Annotated in this window: 13 protein-coding genes; 4 read left to right on the plus strand and 9 right to left on the minus strand. The window is 61.6% G+C overall.

Going from position 1 to position 17318, the window contains the following annotated elements; all coding sequences use genetic code 11:
* Positions 1 to 269: 269 nt before the first annotated feature.
* From DK870_RS11555 to DK870_RS11565, 3 genes are read left to right on the plus strand one after another with little or no spacing between them, the layout of a single operon-like run.
* Complete coding sequence (locus DK870_RS11555) at positions 270 to 2375, plus strand: bifunctional diguanylate cyclase/phosphodiesterase (protein ID WP_161548678.1); 2106 nt, start codon at positions 270 to 272, stop codon at positions 2373 to 2375.
* 42 nt (positions 2376 to 2417) lie between these two features.
* Complete coding sequence (locus DK870_RS11560; protein ID WP_090368301.1) at positions 2418 to 2918, plus strand: M48 family metallopeptidase; 501 nt, start codon at positions 2418 to 2420, stop codon at positions 2916 to 2918.
* A 19-nt stretch (positions 2919 to 2937) separates the two neighbouring features.
* Entirely contained in the window at positions 2938 to 3234 is a 297-nt protein-coding gene (locus DK870_RS11565; protein ID WP_104994898.1) for a helix-turn-helix domain-containing protein, read from the plus strand.
* A 105-nt stretch (positions 3235 to 3339) separates the two neighbouring features.
* Here DK870_RS11565 and DK870_RS11570 read toward each other — a convergent pair whose 3' ends face one another.
* A complete protein-coding gene (locus DK870_RS11570; protein WP_060753677.1) occupies positions 3340 to 3792 on the minus strand; it encodes a GNAT family N-acetyltransferase in 453 nt (150 codons plus the stop codon).
* 198 nt (positions 3793 to 3990) lie between these two features.
* Between DK870_RS11570 and DK870_RS11575 the strand changes: the two genes are divergently transcribed.
* Entirely contained in the window at positions 3991 to 4728 is a 738-nt protein-coding gene (locus DK870_RS11575; protein ID WP_060753397.1) for an ABC transporter substrate-binding protein, read from the plus strand.
* Between the two features lie 74 nt (positions 4729 to 4802).
* On the opposite strand, the gene yccS is transcribed toward DK870_RS11575, so the two are convergent.
* The 8 genes from yccS to betA all read right to left on the minus strand — a co-directional run bounded on the left by yccS (position 4803) and on the right by betA (position 17210).
* The gene (yccS, locus tag DK870_RS11580; protein WP_104994896.1) at positions 4803 to 6986 is read right to left on the minus strand and encodes a YccS family putative transporter; all 2184 of its coding nucleotides are present in this window, start codon (positions 6984 to 6986) and stop codon (positions 4803 to 4805) included.
* Positions 6987 to 7219: 233 nt separating this feature from the next.
* Positions 7220 to 8398 (minus strand): NAD(P)/FAD-dependent oxidoreductase, encoded by a 1179-nt coding sequence (locus tag DK870_RS11585; protein ID WP_161548679.1) that lies wholly within the window; start codon positions 8396 to 8398, stop codon positions 7220 to 7222.
* A gap of 131 nt (positions 8399 to 8529) precedes the next feature.
* Complete coding sequence (gene dbpA, locus DK870_RS11590) at positions 8530 to 9867, minus strand: ATP-dependent RNA helicase DbpA (RefSeq protein WP_234016680.1); 1338 nt, start codon at positions 9865 to 9867, stop codon at positions 8530 to 8532.
* Positions 9868 to 9997: 130 nt separating this feature from the next.
* Positions 9998 to 11425 carry a multidrug transporter subunit MdtD gene (gene mdtD / locus DK870_RS11595; protein ID WP_090368309.1) on the minus strand — a complete coding sequence of 476 codons (1428 nt, stop codon included), beginning with the start codon at positions 11423 to 11425 and terminating at the stop codon, positions 9998 to 10000.
* Between the two features lie 35 nt (positions 11426 to 11460).
* Entirely contained in the window at positions 11461 to 12309 is an 849-nt protein-coding gene (locus tag DK870_RS11600) for an alpha/beta fold hydrolase (RefSeq protein WP_104994893.1), read from the minus strand.
* A gap of 221 nt (positions 12310 to 12530) precedes the next feature.
* Positions 12531 to 13847, minus strand: a complete 1317-nt coding sequence (locus DK870_RS11605) for a TldD/PmbA family protein (RefSeq protein ID WP_161548680.1) — start codon at positions 13845 to 13847, stop codon at positions 12531 to 12533.
* On the minus strand, positions 13847 to 15289 hold the full coding sequence (locus tag DK870_RS11610; protein WP_161548681.1) for a TldD/PmbA family protein: 1443 nt from the start codon (positions 15287 to 15289) through the stop codon (positions 13847 to 13849). The genes DK870_RS11605 and DK870_RS11610 overlap by 1 nt, the downstream gene beginning before the upstream one ends.
* Positions 15290 to 15506: 217 nt before the next feature.
* The gene (gene betA / locus DK870_RS11615) at positions 15507 to 17210 is read right to left on the minus strand and encodes a choline dehydrogenase (protein WP_161548682.1); all 1704 of its coding nucleotides are present in this window, start codon (positions 17208 to 17210) and stop codon (positions 15507 to 15509) included.
* Between the last annotated feature and the right edge of the window lie 108 nt (positions 17211 to 17318).

Below are 17318 nucleotides of genomic sequence, written 5' to 3' on the forward strand. Positions count from 1 at the left end.
GCTGCACGGGTTCTTTATAGGTCGGTTCAAACCGATTGTTAAATACTTGTTGGCAATTTTTTGGCGCCAATGGAATGCCAAAAAGCCATGTGTCCCATACCGCGTGGCCTGCAGGGCTGTACCGTTAGTCGGCTTCCTGGCTATTGGCGCAATGATGGTATCGACGTCGCTTCTGCTTTTTTAGAACCGGGTCTAGAGTGAGACCTCAGTGTTTGTCCGGTTTTAGTCTTAGAAGTGACCGGTGCAGCCCTTCAAGGAAGAGAAGTAGCATGGATTGTGCTCCACACCACGGCGATGGCAGTTCGGTTCTTTTGGTGGTCGATGACTACCCGGAAAATCTCATCAGCATGCGTGCATTGTTGCAGCGCGAAGACTGGCGGGTGATTACCGCCGCTTCCGGCCTGGAAGCCCTCGAATTATTGCTGGCCCACGAGATCGATCTGGTATTGCTGGACGTGCGCATGCCCGGCATGGATGGCTTTGAAGTGGCGCGCCTGATGCGCGGCAGCCAGCGTACGCGAATGACCCCGATCATCTTCCTCACCGCCCATGCCCAATCGCCCGACGCAGTGCAGGAAGGCTATGCCAGCGGTGCCATCGATTACCTGTTCAAACCCTTTGACCCGAATATCCTCAAGCCCAAAGTGCAGGCACTGTTGGAACACCAGCGTAACCGGCGCTCCTTGCAGCGCCTGAGCCTTGAGCTGGAGGCTGCCCGTGCCTTCAATGCCTCGGTGCTGGACAACGCTGCCGAGGGTATTTTGGTGGTGGGTGAGGGCAGTGTCATCCAGTATGCCAACCCGGCGATTTCACGCTTGCTCAACGCTACGATGGCTGAGTTGCAGGGTGAAAGTTTCCTGAGTTTCCTGCAAAAGCCTCACGTGCCTGCCTGGTTGGGTTTCCCGATGTACGAGGCGTATCGCAAAGGCGAAACGTGGCGCCAGCACGACGCGATCTTGCGCACCCGTCGCGGCCAGCAAGTGCCGGTGGCCTTGTCTTGTGCGCCTCTGCCCGCTGAGCAGAGGGCCATGGTGGTGACGGTGCTCGACATGTCGGAAGTGCGCCATCTGCATCAACAGTTGGAGTTCCAGGCCGTCACCGATCCGTTGACCGGGCTGTTGAACCGGCGCGGTTTCCAGCAGGCGGTGGAAAGCACCCTGGCGCGCAGCGAGCGCAGTGATCAATCACTGGTGTTGCTGTACCTGGACCTCGACGGGTTCAAGCGGGTCAACGATACCTTGGGCCATGACGCCGGTGACCGTGTACTGCGTTGGGTCTCGGAACAGATGCAGGCGTGTCTGCGTTCCTATGACATTCTCGGGCGCATGGGCGGGGATGAGTTCACCGCGTTGTTGGAGCTGGAATTTCCGGAACAAGCGGCGAAAATCTCGGAAAAACTGATCGAGCGCGTGTCTGTCAGCCAACACGTCGACGGCTTGGATGTGATGCTCGGGGCCTGCATCGGGATTGCGACGTACCCGGATTGCGGTGCCGACCTGAGCGGCCTGCTGCGAGCGGCGGATATCGCCATGTACGAAGCCAAGCGCGCCGGCCGCCAGCAGTATCGTTACTACGATAAAGACATGAACGGCCGCGCGCGCTCACGGCTGATGCTCGAAGACAGTGTGCGCACGGCGATCCAGAACAAAGAGTTCACCTTGGTGTTCCAGCCGCAGGTGTCGTTGGAGGATGGGCGTTTGCGTGGCTTCGAGGCCCTGTTGCGCTGGCAGCACCCGAGCGTCGGCGACGTGCCGCCGGGGCTGTTTCTACCGTTGCTGGAAGAGGCCCGCCTGATCAGCCAACTGAGTGCCTGGATCTACCAGGAGGTCGCGGTTCAGCGCGAAGCCTGGCAAGGCATTTTCGATAGCGAGCTGGTGTTGAGTGTCAGCCTCAGCAGCAGCCAGTTCAATATGCCTAACCTCGCGAACCAACTGCAGCAGGTACTGGAGCAGCATGGCTTGAAGGCGCGGCAGTTGGAGGTCGAGATCAGTGAAGACTGCCTGATGAACAACCTTCAAGACTCCACCAAGCAACTCAAGTTACTGCGCCAGATCGGTGTACGCATTGCCCTGGATGATTTCGGCTCGGGTCGCTGCTCCTTGGCCCATCTGCGTGACCTGGAGTTCGATACGCTCAAGCTGGACCCGCAACTGGTGGCTCGCCTGCCGGGCTCGACACGGGACGCGGCGATGGCTCGCAGCATTATCCAGCTGTGCGAGCATTTCGATGTGTTGGTCATCGCCGAGGGCGTGGAGACATCGGAGCAGGCCCTGTGGCTTAAAACCCATGGTTGCCTGTTTATCCAGGGCCCATTGGCGGCGCAACCATTGCTCGCCGAGGAAGTTGGCGCCTGGTCTCACCCCCGTCAGCTGTGAATTCGCTACACTGGTGGCCTTTCGAGCCCCGTTGCAGATCCCATGACCGCGTTGAAATACCTCCAGGCCTATCCCGCCGCGCTCCAGGAGCAGGTGCGCCAATTGATCGCCAAGGACCAGTTGGGCGCCTACCTGGAGCAGCGTTATCCCGAGCGCCACGCGGTGCAGAGCGATAAGGCGTTGTACGCGTATGCGCTGGCGCTCAAGCAGGAACACCTGCGCAACGCCCCGGCCATCGACAAGGTGCTGTTCGATAACCGCCTGGACCTGACCCATCGCGCCTTGGGTTTGCACACCACGATTTCCCGAGTGCAGGGCGGCAACCTCAAAGCCAAGAAAGAGATCCGTATTGCCGCGTTGTTCAAGGAGGCGGCACCGGAATTTCTGCGCATGATCGTGGTGCATGAGCTGGCGCACTTCAAGGAATCGGACCACAACAAGGCGTTCTACAAACTCTGCGACTACATGATGCCGGGCTACCATCAGGTGGAATTCGACCTGCGGGTGTACCTCACGTATCGCGACCTGCAGGGCAAGCCCTGACCGCACAAGGCGATTGACCATGGATGTGAGCAAGACCAAAAGCAGCTTTTACCGCCGCCTGTACGTGGCGTACTTGATCGACAGCCAGCTGGCCAGCACTGTCCCGGCACTGACTGACGTCACCGGCATGCCCAGGCGCACCGCGCAGGACACGATTGCGGCGCTGGCCGACCTGGATATCGTGTGTGAGTTCGAGCAGCAAGACGGTGCGCGCAATCATGCCGGGCACTATCGGATTCGCAGCTGGGGCGCGATTGATCGCCAATGGATCGAAGGGAATCTGGTGTCGATCAAGCAGGTGTTGGGTTACCCCTGAGGGATGCGGTGATAGGGCTGACGCAATCGGGGGCAAGCCCCCTCCCACACTGGGTTGGGTTCACACTGTCAAAATGTGGGAGGGGGCTTGCCCCCGATGGGGCCCTCAAGCGCGCCGCATACCAATATGTGGAATATCGTCCTCCAGGTATTCCTCACCCGCCACCACAAACCCATACCGCCCGTAATATTCCTGCAAATGCGCCTGGGCAGAGAGAAAGATCGGCATCTCGGGCCAGATTTCTGCGATGTGCTTGAGCGTCTCCTCCATCATCCGGTGCCCCAGGCCGCTGCCGCGCGCCGAGGGTGCCACGATGACCCGGCCAATCACCACGTCGCCGCCCTGGGACTCCGGGTCCAGCAAGCGCAGGTAGGCCACCAGTTCATTCTCTTTCCAGGCCATCAGGTGGTGGGTATCGCCGGACAGGTCCTGCCCGTCGATGTCCTGATAAGCGCACCGCTGCTCCACGACAAACACCTCGCAGCGCAGGCGCAGGATGGCGTAGAGCTGCTCTTTGCCCAAATCGTCGTGATGCTTGCAGACCCATTCAATCGTCATCATATGTGCTCTTGGAAATGCCTGGAGAGGATAGTAAGCGCGACGGCGGTTGCTGTCTAAGTCGTGCATTTTTGTGAATGGCGTCAATTTGCCATCATTCTCTGCGCTCGCCGCTGACTTCTTTGTGTAATCTGCAATACAAGCTCATTGATGAGCTACTGTTATAAAGCCATCACGTGCCCGCCAAGGACTTTGAGCATGCTGCGAAGTTATCGTGCCGTTGCTTTGATTGCAGTGCTGTTGCTGGCCCAACCGGCGCTCGCGCAACGCCTGCGTCTGGTCGCGGACGCCTGGCCACCGTTTACCGATATCACGCTGGTCAACGGTGGGTTGGCCACCGATATTGTCAGCACTGCGTTGGCCCGCGCCGGCTACGCCAGCGATTTCGAGCAGGTGCCCTGGGCGCGCGCGCTGATGGGGGTCAGTGAGGGGCGCTACGACGTGCTGATCAATGCCTGGTACGACGATGCCCGCACGCAGTTTGGGCAGTTCTCCGCCGAGTACCTGCTCAACCGGGTGCGTTTCATTAAACGTGGCGATGACCCGATCGACTATCAGAACCTGGAGCAGTTGCACGGCGAACCTATTGCTGTCGTGCGCGGGTATGCCTATTCGCCAGCGTTCGATCAGGATGCACAGTTACAGAAAATACCGGTGCATAACTTCGCCATGGCCGTGCGCATGCTCGCTGCACAGCGGGTGAGGCTGACGCTGGAAGATGAGTATGTGGCCCGCTACTACCTGGCGCGGGAGTCGCCGCGGGTGCGCAATTCGGTGGAGTTCCTGCCCAAGCCGCTGAGTGAGAACAGCCTGCATATCCTGGTCAGCCTGAAGAACCCGGAGCATGCGCAGATCGTTGCCGGCTTCGATCGGGAGATCGCCAAGATGAAGGCCGACGGTAGTTATGACCGGTTAATGAAAGAGCATGGGATGTAGCGTTCTTTCTGGCCTTATCGTCCTGCCTTCGGAATGCAGTCCCCTGTGGGAGGGGGCTTGCCCCCGATAGCGGCCTAAGCTGCGCCGGTGTCTTTGATCAAGTGTGCAGCCAATGTGCGCAACGGCCCCAACTGCCGACAGATCAACGCCAACTGCGTCTGCACCAGGCGCTGCCCTTCATCGATCTCATCCGGCATCTGCTCCAGCTCCGCGGCCATCGCTTCCTCGGCATCGCTTTGAATCGCAATGGGCTGCTTGTTGGCCAGCCCCGTGGCGATTTCATCGATGCTTGCCGCCAGGGTATTGCCGGCGCCCTCGATCAAATGTTCACGCGCTTCGGTCGGCAGTTGGGTTTCGCGGTGCGCGCCCAGCCCCGATAAATAGCTGAGCAGGGTGTGGGACAACACCAGGAAGCGAAAGCCCACGTCTGCCTCCTTACGGAAGTGCCCCGGCTCCATCAGCATGTTCGCCAGGGTTGTGGACAGTGCCGCGTCGGCGTTGTGTGCATTGCGCCGGGCCAGGCGGTAGGCCAGGTCGTCGCTCTTGCCGGCGGCGTATTGCTGCATGATCTGGCGCAGGTAGATGCTGTTGCAGGTCAGGGTGTTGGCCAGCACTTTGTTCAGGCGCCGGCCTTGCCAGTCCGGCAGGAACAGGAACACTGCCAGGCCCGCGATCACGCTGCCGAGCAAGGTGTCGAACAGACGCGGCAGGAACAGCCCGTAGCCATCGCCGACCTGGTTGAAGCAGAACAGCACCATCAGGGTGATCGCCGCCGTGGCCAGGGTGTAGCGGGTGGTGCGGTTGATAAAGAACACCAGGCCGGCGGCGATGGCGAACATCGACTGCACCAGCGGGCTTGGGAACAGGTCGAACAAGGCCCAGGCCACGGTGAGGCCGATGGCGGTGCCGATGATCCGCTGGCCGAGCTTACGCCGTGTCGCGCCGTAGTTGGGCTGGCAGACGAACAAGGTGGTGAGGATGATCCAGTAACCCTGGGACGGGTGAATCAAATGCACCATGCCGTAGCCGATGCTCAGTGCCAGCGGCAGGCGCAACGCGTGGCGAAACAGCAACGACGTCGGCGTCAGTTGGGTGCGCAGGCGCGTCCACATTTCCTTGAGGTTGCGCGGCGAGCGGTCAAGCAGGCTGCTGTCGGTGGCGTCGGCCAGGGCGTCGGGGTTGCTGGCGTCGCTCAGCAGGCGGTCGAGCGTGGACAGGTTGGCCGCCAAGGCCCGCAGCGAGCGCAGCAGGCCGCGCCAGGCAGGGTTGCTCTGGATGCGCAGATGCTCCAGGGATGCGTTCAAGTCGCCCAGGGCTTCGGCGAAGCTGTCGTCATAGATGAACGGCTGGCGTAGCTGAATCGACTCGGCCAGGGTCTGGCAGGCTTTGCCTTGCTGACGCAGCAGGCGCTGGCAACGGAACAGCACGTCGCTGTGGAAGAAGGCTTCGGCCAGGGCGTTGTAGGGATAATGGGATGAACTGGCGCGTTCGTGAATGTCCTGGGCGAGGAAGTACAGCTTCAAGTAGCGGCTGACTTTCGAGCCTGGCCGACCATTGCCCACGCGGTGCAGGATGATTTCCTTCGCCGCATTCAGCGCCGCGACCACCCGGCCATTTTGCTGGGCCAGTTCCAGGCGGCGCGCTTCCACGTCCAACTGGCGGATGGGCTCGAACAGCGACGACTTCAGTTTAAGGTAGCGTCCCAGCTCGCGGAACAACCGCGCCAGGCTCTGCTGTACCGGCTGGTTGGAAAACAGTGCCTGCCACACTACCGACAGCACGCCATACCAGGCTGCACCCGCTACCAGCAGCAGGGGCTCATGCCAGAAATCCGTGACCGCGCCACCGCGCTGGTCCACGCCGATCATGGTGTACACCGACAGAATCAGCGTCGCCGAGGCAATCGCCCCATAACGTTCGCCCAGCGCCCCGAGCATGGTCAGGCCGAAACTGGCCAGGGCCAGGGCTATCGCGAAGATCCAGGGGTAAGGAAACAGCAGCTCCACCGACAGTGCCGCGATGCTGAAACACACCAGCGTCACCGCCAGGGCATTGAGGCGGCCTTGCCAACTGTCATCGGTCTCGGCCAGGGCGCTGGCGATAATCCCCAGGAACAACGGGATCAGCAGCGTCATTTCATCCTGATACCAGCACAGCGCCATGCTGCCGGTGAGGGCGATGAATACCCGTACGCTGTAACTGAATTTATCCAGCGCCCACAGGCGCCGCATGGACTGCTTGAACGAGGTCGATGACATGAAGTCTGGAGTCTTCCGGGACGATGCCGCTAAATTGAGCCAGTAATGACGCCACGGCAAGCGTGGCGATCACATCCGACAGCAAAATATATTCCCGCCCGCCATTTTCAATATGCAATGCAATCCAAGTGGGAGGGGGCTTGCTCCCGATAGCGGTGGGGCAGCGGCAGATAAGCTGGCTGATCCACCGCTATCGGGAGCAAGCCCCCTCCCACATTTTTGATCCGGTTTCGTCAGGCGTACTGTGCAGCGGCGTAGCCTGACGCCCAGGCCCACTGGAAGTTGAACCCGCCCAGGTGACCGGTCACATCCAGCACTTCCCCGATGAAGTACAGCCCTGGGCTTTTCAGCGATTCCATGGTCTTGGACGACACTTCCCGCGTATCCACTCCGCCCAGCGTCACCTCAGCGGTGCGATAGCCCTCGGTGCCGGCCGGCACCACCTGCCAGCTCGACAGCTTTTGCGCGATTTCGGCGATTTCGGCGTGGGTGTACTGCTTCATCGGCTTGGACACGAACCAGCTTTGCGCCAGCAGGTTGGCCATCTTCTTGGTGAAGATGTCGCCGAGCAGGGTTTTCAACTCGCTGTTGGGATGCTCGACCTGTTGCTGTTGCAGCCAGCTGTGGGCGTCATGATCGGGCAGCAGGTTGATCTCGACGGTGTCGCCGGACTCCCAGTACGAAGAAATCTGCAAAATCGCCGGGCCGCTCAGGCCGCGGTGAGTGAACAGGATGTTTTCGCGAAAGCTCTGGCCGTTGCAGCTGACCAGGCAGTCCACGGAGGTGCCGGACAACTCGCCGCACAGTTCCTTGAGCTGGTCGGTGATGGTGAAGGGCACAAGACCTGCGCGGGTCGGCAGCAGTTCGTGGCCAAATTGCCTGGCGACCTGATAACCAAAACCGGTAGCGCCCAGGGTCGGGATCGACAGGCCCCCGGTGGCGATCACCAGGGATTCGCAGCGCAGTTCGCCCAGGGTGGTCTGCAATTGATAGCCACCGTCGACCTTGGCGATCTCCTGGATGGAGGTGTCCAGGTGCAGGTTCACACCGTTCTGGAGGCACTCATCGAGCAGCATGCCGAGGATGTCGCTGGACTTGTTGTCGCAGAACAGCTGGCCGAGTTTCTTTTCGTGGTACGGCACGCCGTGCTTGGCCACCAGCCCGATAAAGTCCCACTGGGTATAGCGGGCCAGGGCGGACTTGCAGAAGTGCGCGTTGTGCGAGAGGAAGTTGGCCGGCTCGGTGTACATGTTGGTGAAATTGCAGCGGCCACCGCCCGACATCAGGATCTTCTTGCCGGCCTTGTTCGCATGGTCGATCAACATCACCTTGCGCCCACGCCCGGCGGCAGTCAGCGCGCACATCAAGCCTGCGGCGCCGGCGCCAATGATCACAACTTCGGTCGAGCGCAAAACGGTGTCCTCGTGTTTATCAGATCGTTCCCACGCTCTGCGTGGGAATGCCGCAATGGACGCTCTGCGTCCGCAGGGTGACGCAGAGCGTCACGGGATGCATTCCCACGCAGAGCATGGGAACGATCCTGTCAGAGGATGCGCACGCGCAACGAACGGCCTTTGATCTTGCCGTTATTCAAACGCTGCAGCGCCTGCTTGGCGATCCCGCGCTCCACCGCCACGAATGCCTGGAAGTCGAAGATCGCGATCTTGCCGACCTGGGCACCCGGGATGCCGGCTTCACCGGTCAATGCACCGAGGATGTCGCCTGGACGCACTTTGTCTTTGCGGCCGGCGGCGATGCACAGGGTGCTCATCTGCGGCAGCAGCGGGCCACCGCTTTGTGGCTTGAGGTTGTCCAGTTGGTCCCAGTTCAGCGGGGTTTTCTGCAACTGTTCGATGGCTTGGGCGCGGTGTGCTTCGGAGGGCGCCACCAGGCTGATCGCGATGCCGGTCTCACCGGCGCGGCCGGTACGGCCTACACGGTGGATGTGGATTTCCGAGTCGCGGGCCAGTTCGACGTTGATCACCATGTCCAGCGAGTCAATGTCCAGGCCACGGGCGGCGACGTCGGTGGCAACCAGTACCGACGTGCTGCGGTTGGCGAACATCGCCAGCACCTGGTCACGATCGCGCTGTTCCAGGTCGCCATGCAGGCCGACGGCGGAAATGCCCTTGGCGGTCAGGTGGTCCACGGTTTCCTGCACTTGCTGCTTGGTAAAGCAGAACGCCACGCACGAGGTCGGGCGGAAATGCGCCAGCACCTTGGTCACCGCGTCCATGCGCTCTTCTGGCGAGATCTCATAGAAACGCTGTTCGATCTGGTCGTCGGAGTGGAACGCCTCGGCTTTCACCTGTTGCGGCGCCCGCATGAACTTGGACGCCAGCTGCTTGATGCTTACCGGGTAGGTGGCCGAGAACAGCAAGGTCTGGCGACGCGGTGGGGTTTTGCTGATGATGTCTTCGATGGCGTCGTAGAAGCCCATGTCGAGCATACGGTCGGCTTCGTCGAGGATCAGCGTGTTCAAGCCGTCCAGTACCAACGAACCTTTGCGCAGGTGCTGCTGGATGCGGCCCGGGGTGCCGACGATGACGTGGGCGCCATGTTCCAGGGAGGCGATCTGCGGGCCCAGGGACACGCCGCCGCACAAGGTCAGCACCTTGATATTGTCTTCAGCGCGGGCCAGGCGGCGGATTTCCTTGGCGACCTGGTCAGCCAGCTCACGGGTCGGGCACATCACCAGGGCCTGGCAGCCGAAGTAGCGCGGGTTGATCGGGTTCAACAGGCCGATGCCGAAGGCGGCGGTCTTGCCGCTGCCGGTCTTGGCCTGGGCAATCAGGTCCAGCCCTTTGAGGATCACCGGCAAGCTCTGCGCCTGGATCTGCGTCATCTCGACATAACCCAGCGAGTCGAGGTTAGCCAGCATGGCGGCGGACAGGGGCAAAGTATTAAAAGCGGTGGCGATGGTAGTCACGGGACTGGCTCTGCAAAACAAAATGTCGCGCAGTGTACCAGTCTCAAAGGAATTTCCCCGCAAGTTCTAGACGAGAAGCCGGTTAATGCTCGATGTCGTGTTCGCGGCTGACCACGCGTTTACCGTCCGTTGGCGACAATTGCAGGAAGATCGCCGCCGCCAGCATCGCCATGATGCCCACGGTGAGAAAGGTCAGTTGGAACGCGCCGAGCACGCTTTCCACGCCGTCATTGCCGGTTTGGGCGGTAAAGCCGCCGAGCAACGCACCGGCACAGGCCACGCCGAGGCTGAGGGACAATTGCGCAACCACCGACAGCAAGCTGTTGCCGCTGCTGGCCTGGGCGTCGTCGAGGTCGATCAGGGTGACGGTGTTCATCGCGGTGAATTGCAGGGAATTGATCGCCCCCAGTACCGCCAGCATGCACAGCAGCAATGGGTATGGCGTGTGCTCGCTGACCAGGCCCATGCTCGCCAGCATGATGCCGAGGAACAAGGTGTTGCCGGTCAGCACCACGCGGTAGCCGAGGCGTTCGATCAGTACGCGGGCGATGGATTTTGCGAACATCGCCGCCGCCGCCAGCGGCAGCATGCTCATGCCGGCTTCCGACGGCGAATACCCCAGCGCCACCTGCAGCAGCAACGGCACCAGGAACGGCAGGGCGCCGCTGCCCAGGCGTGCAAACAGGTTGCCGAGGATGCCCACGGCGAAGGTGCGAGTCTTGAACAGCATCGGCGAAAACAGCGGGTTATCCAGATGCCCGGCGCGCAGCCAATACGCCGCCAGGCACGCCAGCCCGCCAAACAGCAGCAACATCACCCGCAGATGCGGCAAGTGCAGTTCGCCCAGGCCCTCCATGGCGATGGTGATCAGCACCATTGCCGCGCCAAACAGAAGAAAGCCGATGCCGTCGAAGCGTGTGCGCTCGCTGCCGCGCAGGTCGGGGATGAGTTTCCAGACGGCGTAGCAGCCGATCATGCCCACCGGCAGGTTGATCAGGAAGATCCAGTGCCAGGTCAGGTATTGCACCATCCAGCCGCCCATGGTCGGACCAAGCAGCGGGCCGAGCAGGCCGGGGATGGTAATGAAGCCCATGATGCGCACCAGCTCCGAACGAGGGTAGGCACGTAGCACCACCAAGCGTCCGACCGGCAGCATCAAGGCGCCGCCCAGGCCCTGGATCACGCGCGCGCCGACGAGCATGGTCAAGCTGCTCGACAGGGCGCACAGCAGCGAGCCGATACTGAACAACATGATCGCGCCGAAGAAGATTTTCTTGGTGCCGAAACGATCGGCGATCCAGCCCGATGCCGGGATCAGCAAGGCGACGGTGAGCATGTAGGCAATCACCACGCCTTGCATACGCAGCGGGTTTTCCGCGAGGTCGCGGGCCATGGCCGGCAGTGCCGTGTTGAGAATCGTCCCATCCAGCGACTGCATGAAGAAGGCAATCGCTACCACCCAGGGTAGCCAGCGGGCGGTCTTGGCATCGAGAGGGGCGCGATTCGGCATGTGAACCCTTTTGTTAGCTGGCTACGTTTCGGCAATTATGCGCCATTCGTCGCGCCTTTTCCCACCAGGAAATCCAGCAGTTCACGGTGCACCGCCGCAGCCGCTTCGTTGGACTCCAGATCCAGCAAGTGGCCCGTGTGTTCGGCCACGGCAAAGCTGCTGCGCCCCACATAGTGCTTGAACAGCTGTGCCTCGGCGGCGGGGGTGTATTCGTCCAGGGCGCCGTTGAGGAAGTGCACTGGTGTTTCAATCTGCCTGAGCGCCGGCAGGTAGTTGCCGTCGCCCAGGGCCAGCACCTGGTGAATGTGAAAGCGCGCCTGGCGATACTCGGTGGTGGCCATGCTCGACAGGTGTCGATGGTTATTGCGCTTGAGGCGCGGCGACAGGTATTGGCCGACAGTCTCGTTGAGCAGATGGCCGACGGCGGATTTGTCATCGGCCTCGATCAGCACGCGTACGCGTTCCACATAATCGAGCATGGCCTGATTGAGGTGGGGCGCCAGGGCCATCACCACCGAGCTTTTGATCGACGGCGGATTGTGCGCCAGGGTCAACAGCGTGGAGATGCCGCCCCAGGAGGCCGAGACCAGATGGTTGACCTCAAAGCGCTCCACCAGGGCGCGCAGTATTTGCACTTCATCGTCCTTGGTCACCAGGTCGAGGTCGGTATTGTGCTCGCGGGAGTAACCTGAAAAGGGCAAGTCAAACAGCAGTACGTTGAAATGCTCGGCCAGGCATTTACTGGTTCGCGCAAAGGACCGCGTGGTGGACAGTGCTCCATTGACCATGAGCACGGTGTTTTTTTGCGGATGATTTCCAAGCCGTTCAACGTGAACGTTGTAGTGCTTGAACAGCTTTTGTATGACAAAACTTCCATGGTCCATGTCAACGCTCCAGCTTGCCCTATCCCGGGCAAGGTCGTGCTCTCGTGGGGGAGAGTGGCGGGATGCCACTAACCCTTATAACGAGGTTTTTTGCAGGCGACAACAGAGCACGCAGGAACAAGCGGAAGATGAGAATTTACGGTAGGAAGGGGGCGAGCTGGAGTATTTGAAATCTGCACAAAGCAGTGTGGGAGGGAGCACCCTCCCTCCCACTGCTGTGTTCAGAGGGTCAGGGTCAGGCGTTTGACCAAGGCCCCCGGCAACAAGTTGGAGGCCGTGTTGCGTCGGTCGTAAGTGCTCGGCGACAGCAGCAATTCCCGCTCGGCGGTCAGCGCTTCCAGCTGTGAACCGAGCAGGTTGTACACACTGTCATCAAAGCGCATGGTGCTGACCGGCGCCTTGATTTCGCCGTCTTCGACCCAGAACGTGGCGAAGCGGGTCATGCCGGTCAGGCGTGCGGCCGGCAGGTCGGAGTAGTTCAGGTACCACAGGTTGCTGATATACAGCCCTGTGCCCAGCTGCTTGAGAATATCGGCCTGGGCCAGGTCGCCCGCCGCCATTTGCAAGGCGCTCGGGGATTCGTCACTGCTCGCGCCGTTGGTGCTCAGGCCATATTCGGCGGCACTGCGTGAGTTGATCAGTTGGCCTTCTGCCTTGCCTTGGTTGATCAGCGTGACATCGCTACGGGGGTAGCCTTCGGTGGAGAACGCCTGGCTGAGGGAGCCGCTGACCTGTTCATCGAGCTTGATCAACGGGCTCAGCGACTGTTCACCGGCATACAGCTTTTGCAGCGAACTGCCTTTGCTGGCGATGGCCTGGGCGGAGAACCCTCCCCAAGTGATGATGCTGATGATCTCTTCCAGCGCCGCCGGCGCGAGGTAGGCACGGTATTGCCCAGGGGCCAGTGTGTGCAGCGGGCGGCCGAGAAATTCCAATTGCTGGCGTGCCTGCTGCAACCGTGCGGCGAACTCTTCGCTGTTCCATGTGTGCCCGGCGTAGCTGGCTTTCACCGCTTCACCATTGGCATGGAACAGGCTGAAATCGAAGTTGAAGCTGTTGGCGCGGTGCCAGCCAAAGGCCCCGTCCGAACTGGCGAAACCCCGGCTGATGGGGCCGGCGGCGTAGAAGCCGACCAGGTCGACACCGTCAGCGGCCTGGCCGATCGCTTCCAATACCTGGGCCAGTTCCGGCAGTGGTCGCGCCTGTTCATTGTGGCTCTGCCAGGCATTGTGGTTCAGCAACAGGTACGGGTCCCGCGGCAGCAACGGCAAGGTTTCACGCAGTTGCTGCAGGCCGTCGGCCAGGCGTTGGCGGTCCAGCGCAGGCTCACCGGACAGGGTGATGCCCAGGTCGGCGTGGCGGCCATCGTTGATCAGCTTCAGGTTGAGGCTGGCTTGTTGCACCTGCCCGGCCTGGCGCACCTGCGCGTGGTTGAAGCGTACGAACTCGGACGCTTCATCCGCATAGCCCAGGTGAAATTGTTCCTTGTCGGTGATGGCCTGCTTGAGCCATTGCACCAGTGCCTTGAAGTTGTTCATCAGGCATCTCCCCCAAATACATCGATATGACTGAACACACAGGCGGGCGAGGCATGGCCCACGCGGATCACCTGATTGGGTTCGCCTTTGCCGCAGTTTGGCGTCCCCAGGACCTTGAAGGTGCTGGCGTCGCCGACGGCGCTGAGGTTGCGCCAGAACTGTGCGGAAATCGCCCGGTAGTTGGGGTTTTTCACCACGCCCTTGAGCTCGCCGTTTTCGATCAACTGGCCCCATTCGCAGCCGAACTGGAATTTATTGCGCGCATCGTCGATGGACCAGGAGCGGTTGGTCGACATGAGAATGCCGTTTTCGATGCCGCCGACCAGTTGCGCGAGGCTCTTGTCGCCCGCTTCGATATTCAAGTTGGCCATGCGATCGATCGGCGGACGGTTCCAACTACTGGCACGACTGTTGGCCACGCCGCCCAGGCCCGAGCGGAATTGCGACAACGCTCCGCCCAGCGGCTTGAGCAACAGCCCTTCGCGGATCAGGAATTGTTTGCGGGCCGGCGTGCCCTCGTCGTCATGGCCGTAGCTGGCGAGTTGTTCGGGAATGTCGGGGTCGAAGGTCACGTTGAGCAGCGGTGAGCCGTACTGCAGCTGGCCGAAGTCGCTGGCTTTGACGAAACTGGTGCCGGCGTAATTGCGTTCATCGCCCAGGATGCGGTCCAGCTCCAGCGGGTGGCCGATGGATTCGTGGATTTGCAGGATCATCTGGTCGGGCATCAACAGCAGGTCACGCGCGCCGCTGGGCGTGTTTGGCGCGGCCAGCAGTTGCAGGGCTTCATCGGCGATGCGCGGCGCGGCGCCGACCAGGCCGAAGCGGCTGATCACCTCGAACCCGCCTTGCTGGCCGAAGTTGCTGCCGCCGAAGGTGCGGGTCTGGCTATCGTTGCCGTCGTAGGCGGTGACATTGACACCGGGGAATACAAAGCGCTGCGCCTGGCGCAATTCGGCGCCCGCGCTGTTGAGGTAGATCTGCTCGACGCGGGTCAGGCCCAGGCTCACGTCCCAACTGACCAGGCGCTCGTCCTTGGGCACGGCGGCCGACTCGTTGCCCAGCAGTTGGTAGCAGTCGCTCAAGGACGGGAAGGGCTGGTCAAGGTCGGGGGACAGGTAGTCGGCGACGGCGCTGGAGACGGCTTGGTCGCGCAGGTCGAGCAGGGCGTGGGGCTTGATCAGGCGGGCTTGCTGTTCGGCACGTTGGAGGGCCGCTTGCAGGCCGGCCAGGGAAATATCGTTGGTCGCGGCATAGGCTTCCACGCCATTGAGACGCACGGTCAGCATGGCGCCTTCGTCGTGGCTCAGGTGGGGCGGTTCGGCGACGTTTTTGCGCACTGACAAGTATTGGCCGGATTCGCGCACGTAGCGCAGCGAAAAGAATTCGGCGGTGGTGCGCAGGGCACTGAAATGTTTTTTGAGTGTGGCGTGGTGGTCGAACATGGGGCCTTCCTTGTGGGCGGCTCGGCGCGGGCAGGCGAACAGAGTAGGCCTGGGCTGGGAGCTGATCAAGGAAAGTGTAGGGCGGGTGGCGTGTCTTGTCTGGGCGGGCCTCATCGGGAGCAAGCCCCCTCCCACATTTGACTGCATTCACACATCTGAACGTGTGAACACCGTACGGAGGGGGCTTGCTCCCGATGGGAGCGCTGCGGTTTATCAGTTACTGCGCCGTCTGGCCCACTTCACGCAGCGGCTTGCCACGCACCGGCGCATCGCCGGCGACGTAGTAGTCGGCGGTGCTGCGCGGCAGTGGCTGGCGGCCACGGATCTTGTCGGCGATTTTCTCGGCGATCATGATCGTCGGCGCGTTCAGGTTGCCGGTGGTGATGATCGGCATGATCGACGCATCGACCACACGCAGGCCTTGCATGCCATGCACGCGGCCCTGGCCATCCACTACCGCCATGTCGTCGGTGCCCATCTTGCACGAGCAGGACGGGTGGAACGCGGTTTCGGCATGCTCACGGATGAACTTGTCCAGCTGCTCATCGGTTTGCACTTCGATGCCCGGGCTGATTTCGCGGCCACGGTAGGGGTCCAGGGCCGGTTGCGCCATGATTTCACGGGTCAGGCGGATGCCGTCGCGGAACTCCTGCCAGTCCTGTTCGGTGGCCATGTAGTTGAAGAGAATGCTCGGGTAGTCCCGTGGGTTCTTCGACTTCAACTGGATGCGACCCCGGCTTGGCGAACGCATGGAGCCCATGTGTGCCTGGAAACCGTGCTCTTTCACACCGTTACTGCCGTTGTAGTTAATCGCCACCGGCAGGAAGTGGTACTGGATGTTCGGCCATTCGAATTCTTCACGGGTACGGATGAAACCGCCCGCTTCGAACTGGTTGCTGGCGCCGATGCCGGTGCCGTTGAACAGCCACTCGGCACCGATGGCCGGCTGGTTGTACCAGAGTAGCGACGGGTACAGCGACACGGGCTGGGTGCACGCATATTGCAGGTACAGCTCCAGGTGGTCCTGCAGGTTTTCGCCGACGCCCGGTAGGTCGTGGACCACCGGGATATCGAGGCTTTCCAGCAGCTTGGCCGGGCCAACACCGGAGCGTTGCAGCAGTTGCGGCGAAGCGATTGCGCCGCTGCACACGATGACTTCTTTGCGCGCACGGGCTTCGACGCGCTCTTCAGCCGCGCCGATCAAGTAACGCACGCCGACGGCACGCTTGCCTTCGAACAGCACTTTGTCGGTGAGGGCGTGGGTGACGATGGTCAGCGTCGAGCGCTTCTTGGCGGTGTCCAGGTAACCGCGTGCGGTGCTGGCGCGACGGCCCTTGGGCGTGACGGTACGGTCCATCGGGCCGAAACCTTCTTGCTGGTAGCCGTTCAAGTCTTCGGTGCGCGGGTAACCGGCCTGCACGCCGGCTTCAACCATGGCGTGGAACAGCGGGTTGTTGCCGGGCTTGGGCGTGGTCACGCTGACCGGGCCATCGCCGCCATGCCAGTCGTTGGGGCCGATGTCGCGGGTTTCCGCTTTGCGGAAATACGGCAGGCAGTCGAGGTAGGTCCAGTCTTCCAGGCCCGGCAGTTTCGCCCAGCCGTCGTAGTCCATCGCGTTACCACGGATGTAGCACATGCCGTTGATCAGGGAAGAGCCACCCAGGCCCTTGCCGCGACCACATTCCATGCGCCGGCCGTCCATGTGTGGTTCCGGGTCGGTTTCGTAGGCCCAGTTGTAGCGGCGGCCTTGCAGCGGGAACGCCAGCGCCGCAGGCATTTGCGTGCGGAAGTCGAAGCGGTAGTCAGGGCCGCCGGCTTCCAGCAGCAGAACGGTGACGCCTTCGTCTTCGGTCAGACGGGTCGCCAGGGTGTTGCCGGCGGAACCGGCACCCACAATGATGTAATCGTATTCTTGGGACATGAATGCACCCTCTTTTGGAGTTGGGTCAGCGGGGGCCTCATCGGGGGCGAGCCCCCTCACACATCTGAACGTGTGAACACAGTCAGTGTGGGAGGGGGCTTGCTCCCG

The organism is Pseudomonas sp. Q1 (assembly GCF_009935975.1).
GTDB lineage: Bacteria > Pseudomonadota > Gammaproteobacteria > Pseudomonadales > Pseudomonadaceae > Aquipseudomonas > Aquipseudomonas palleroniana.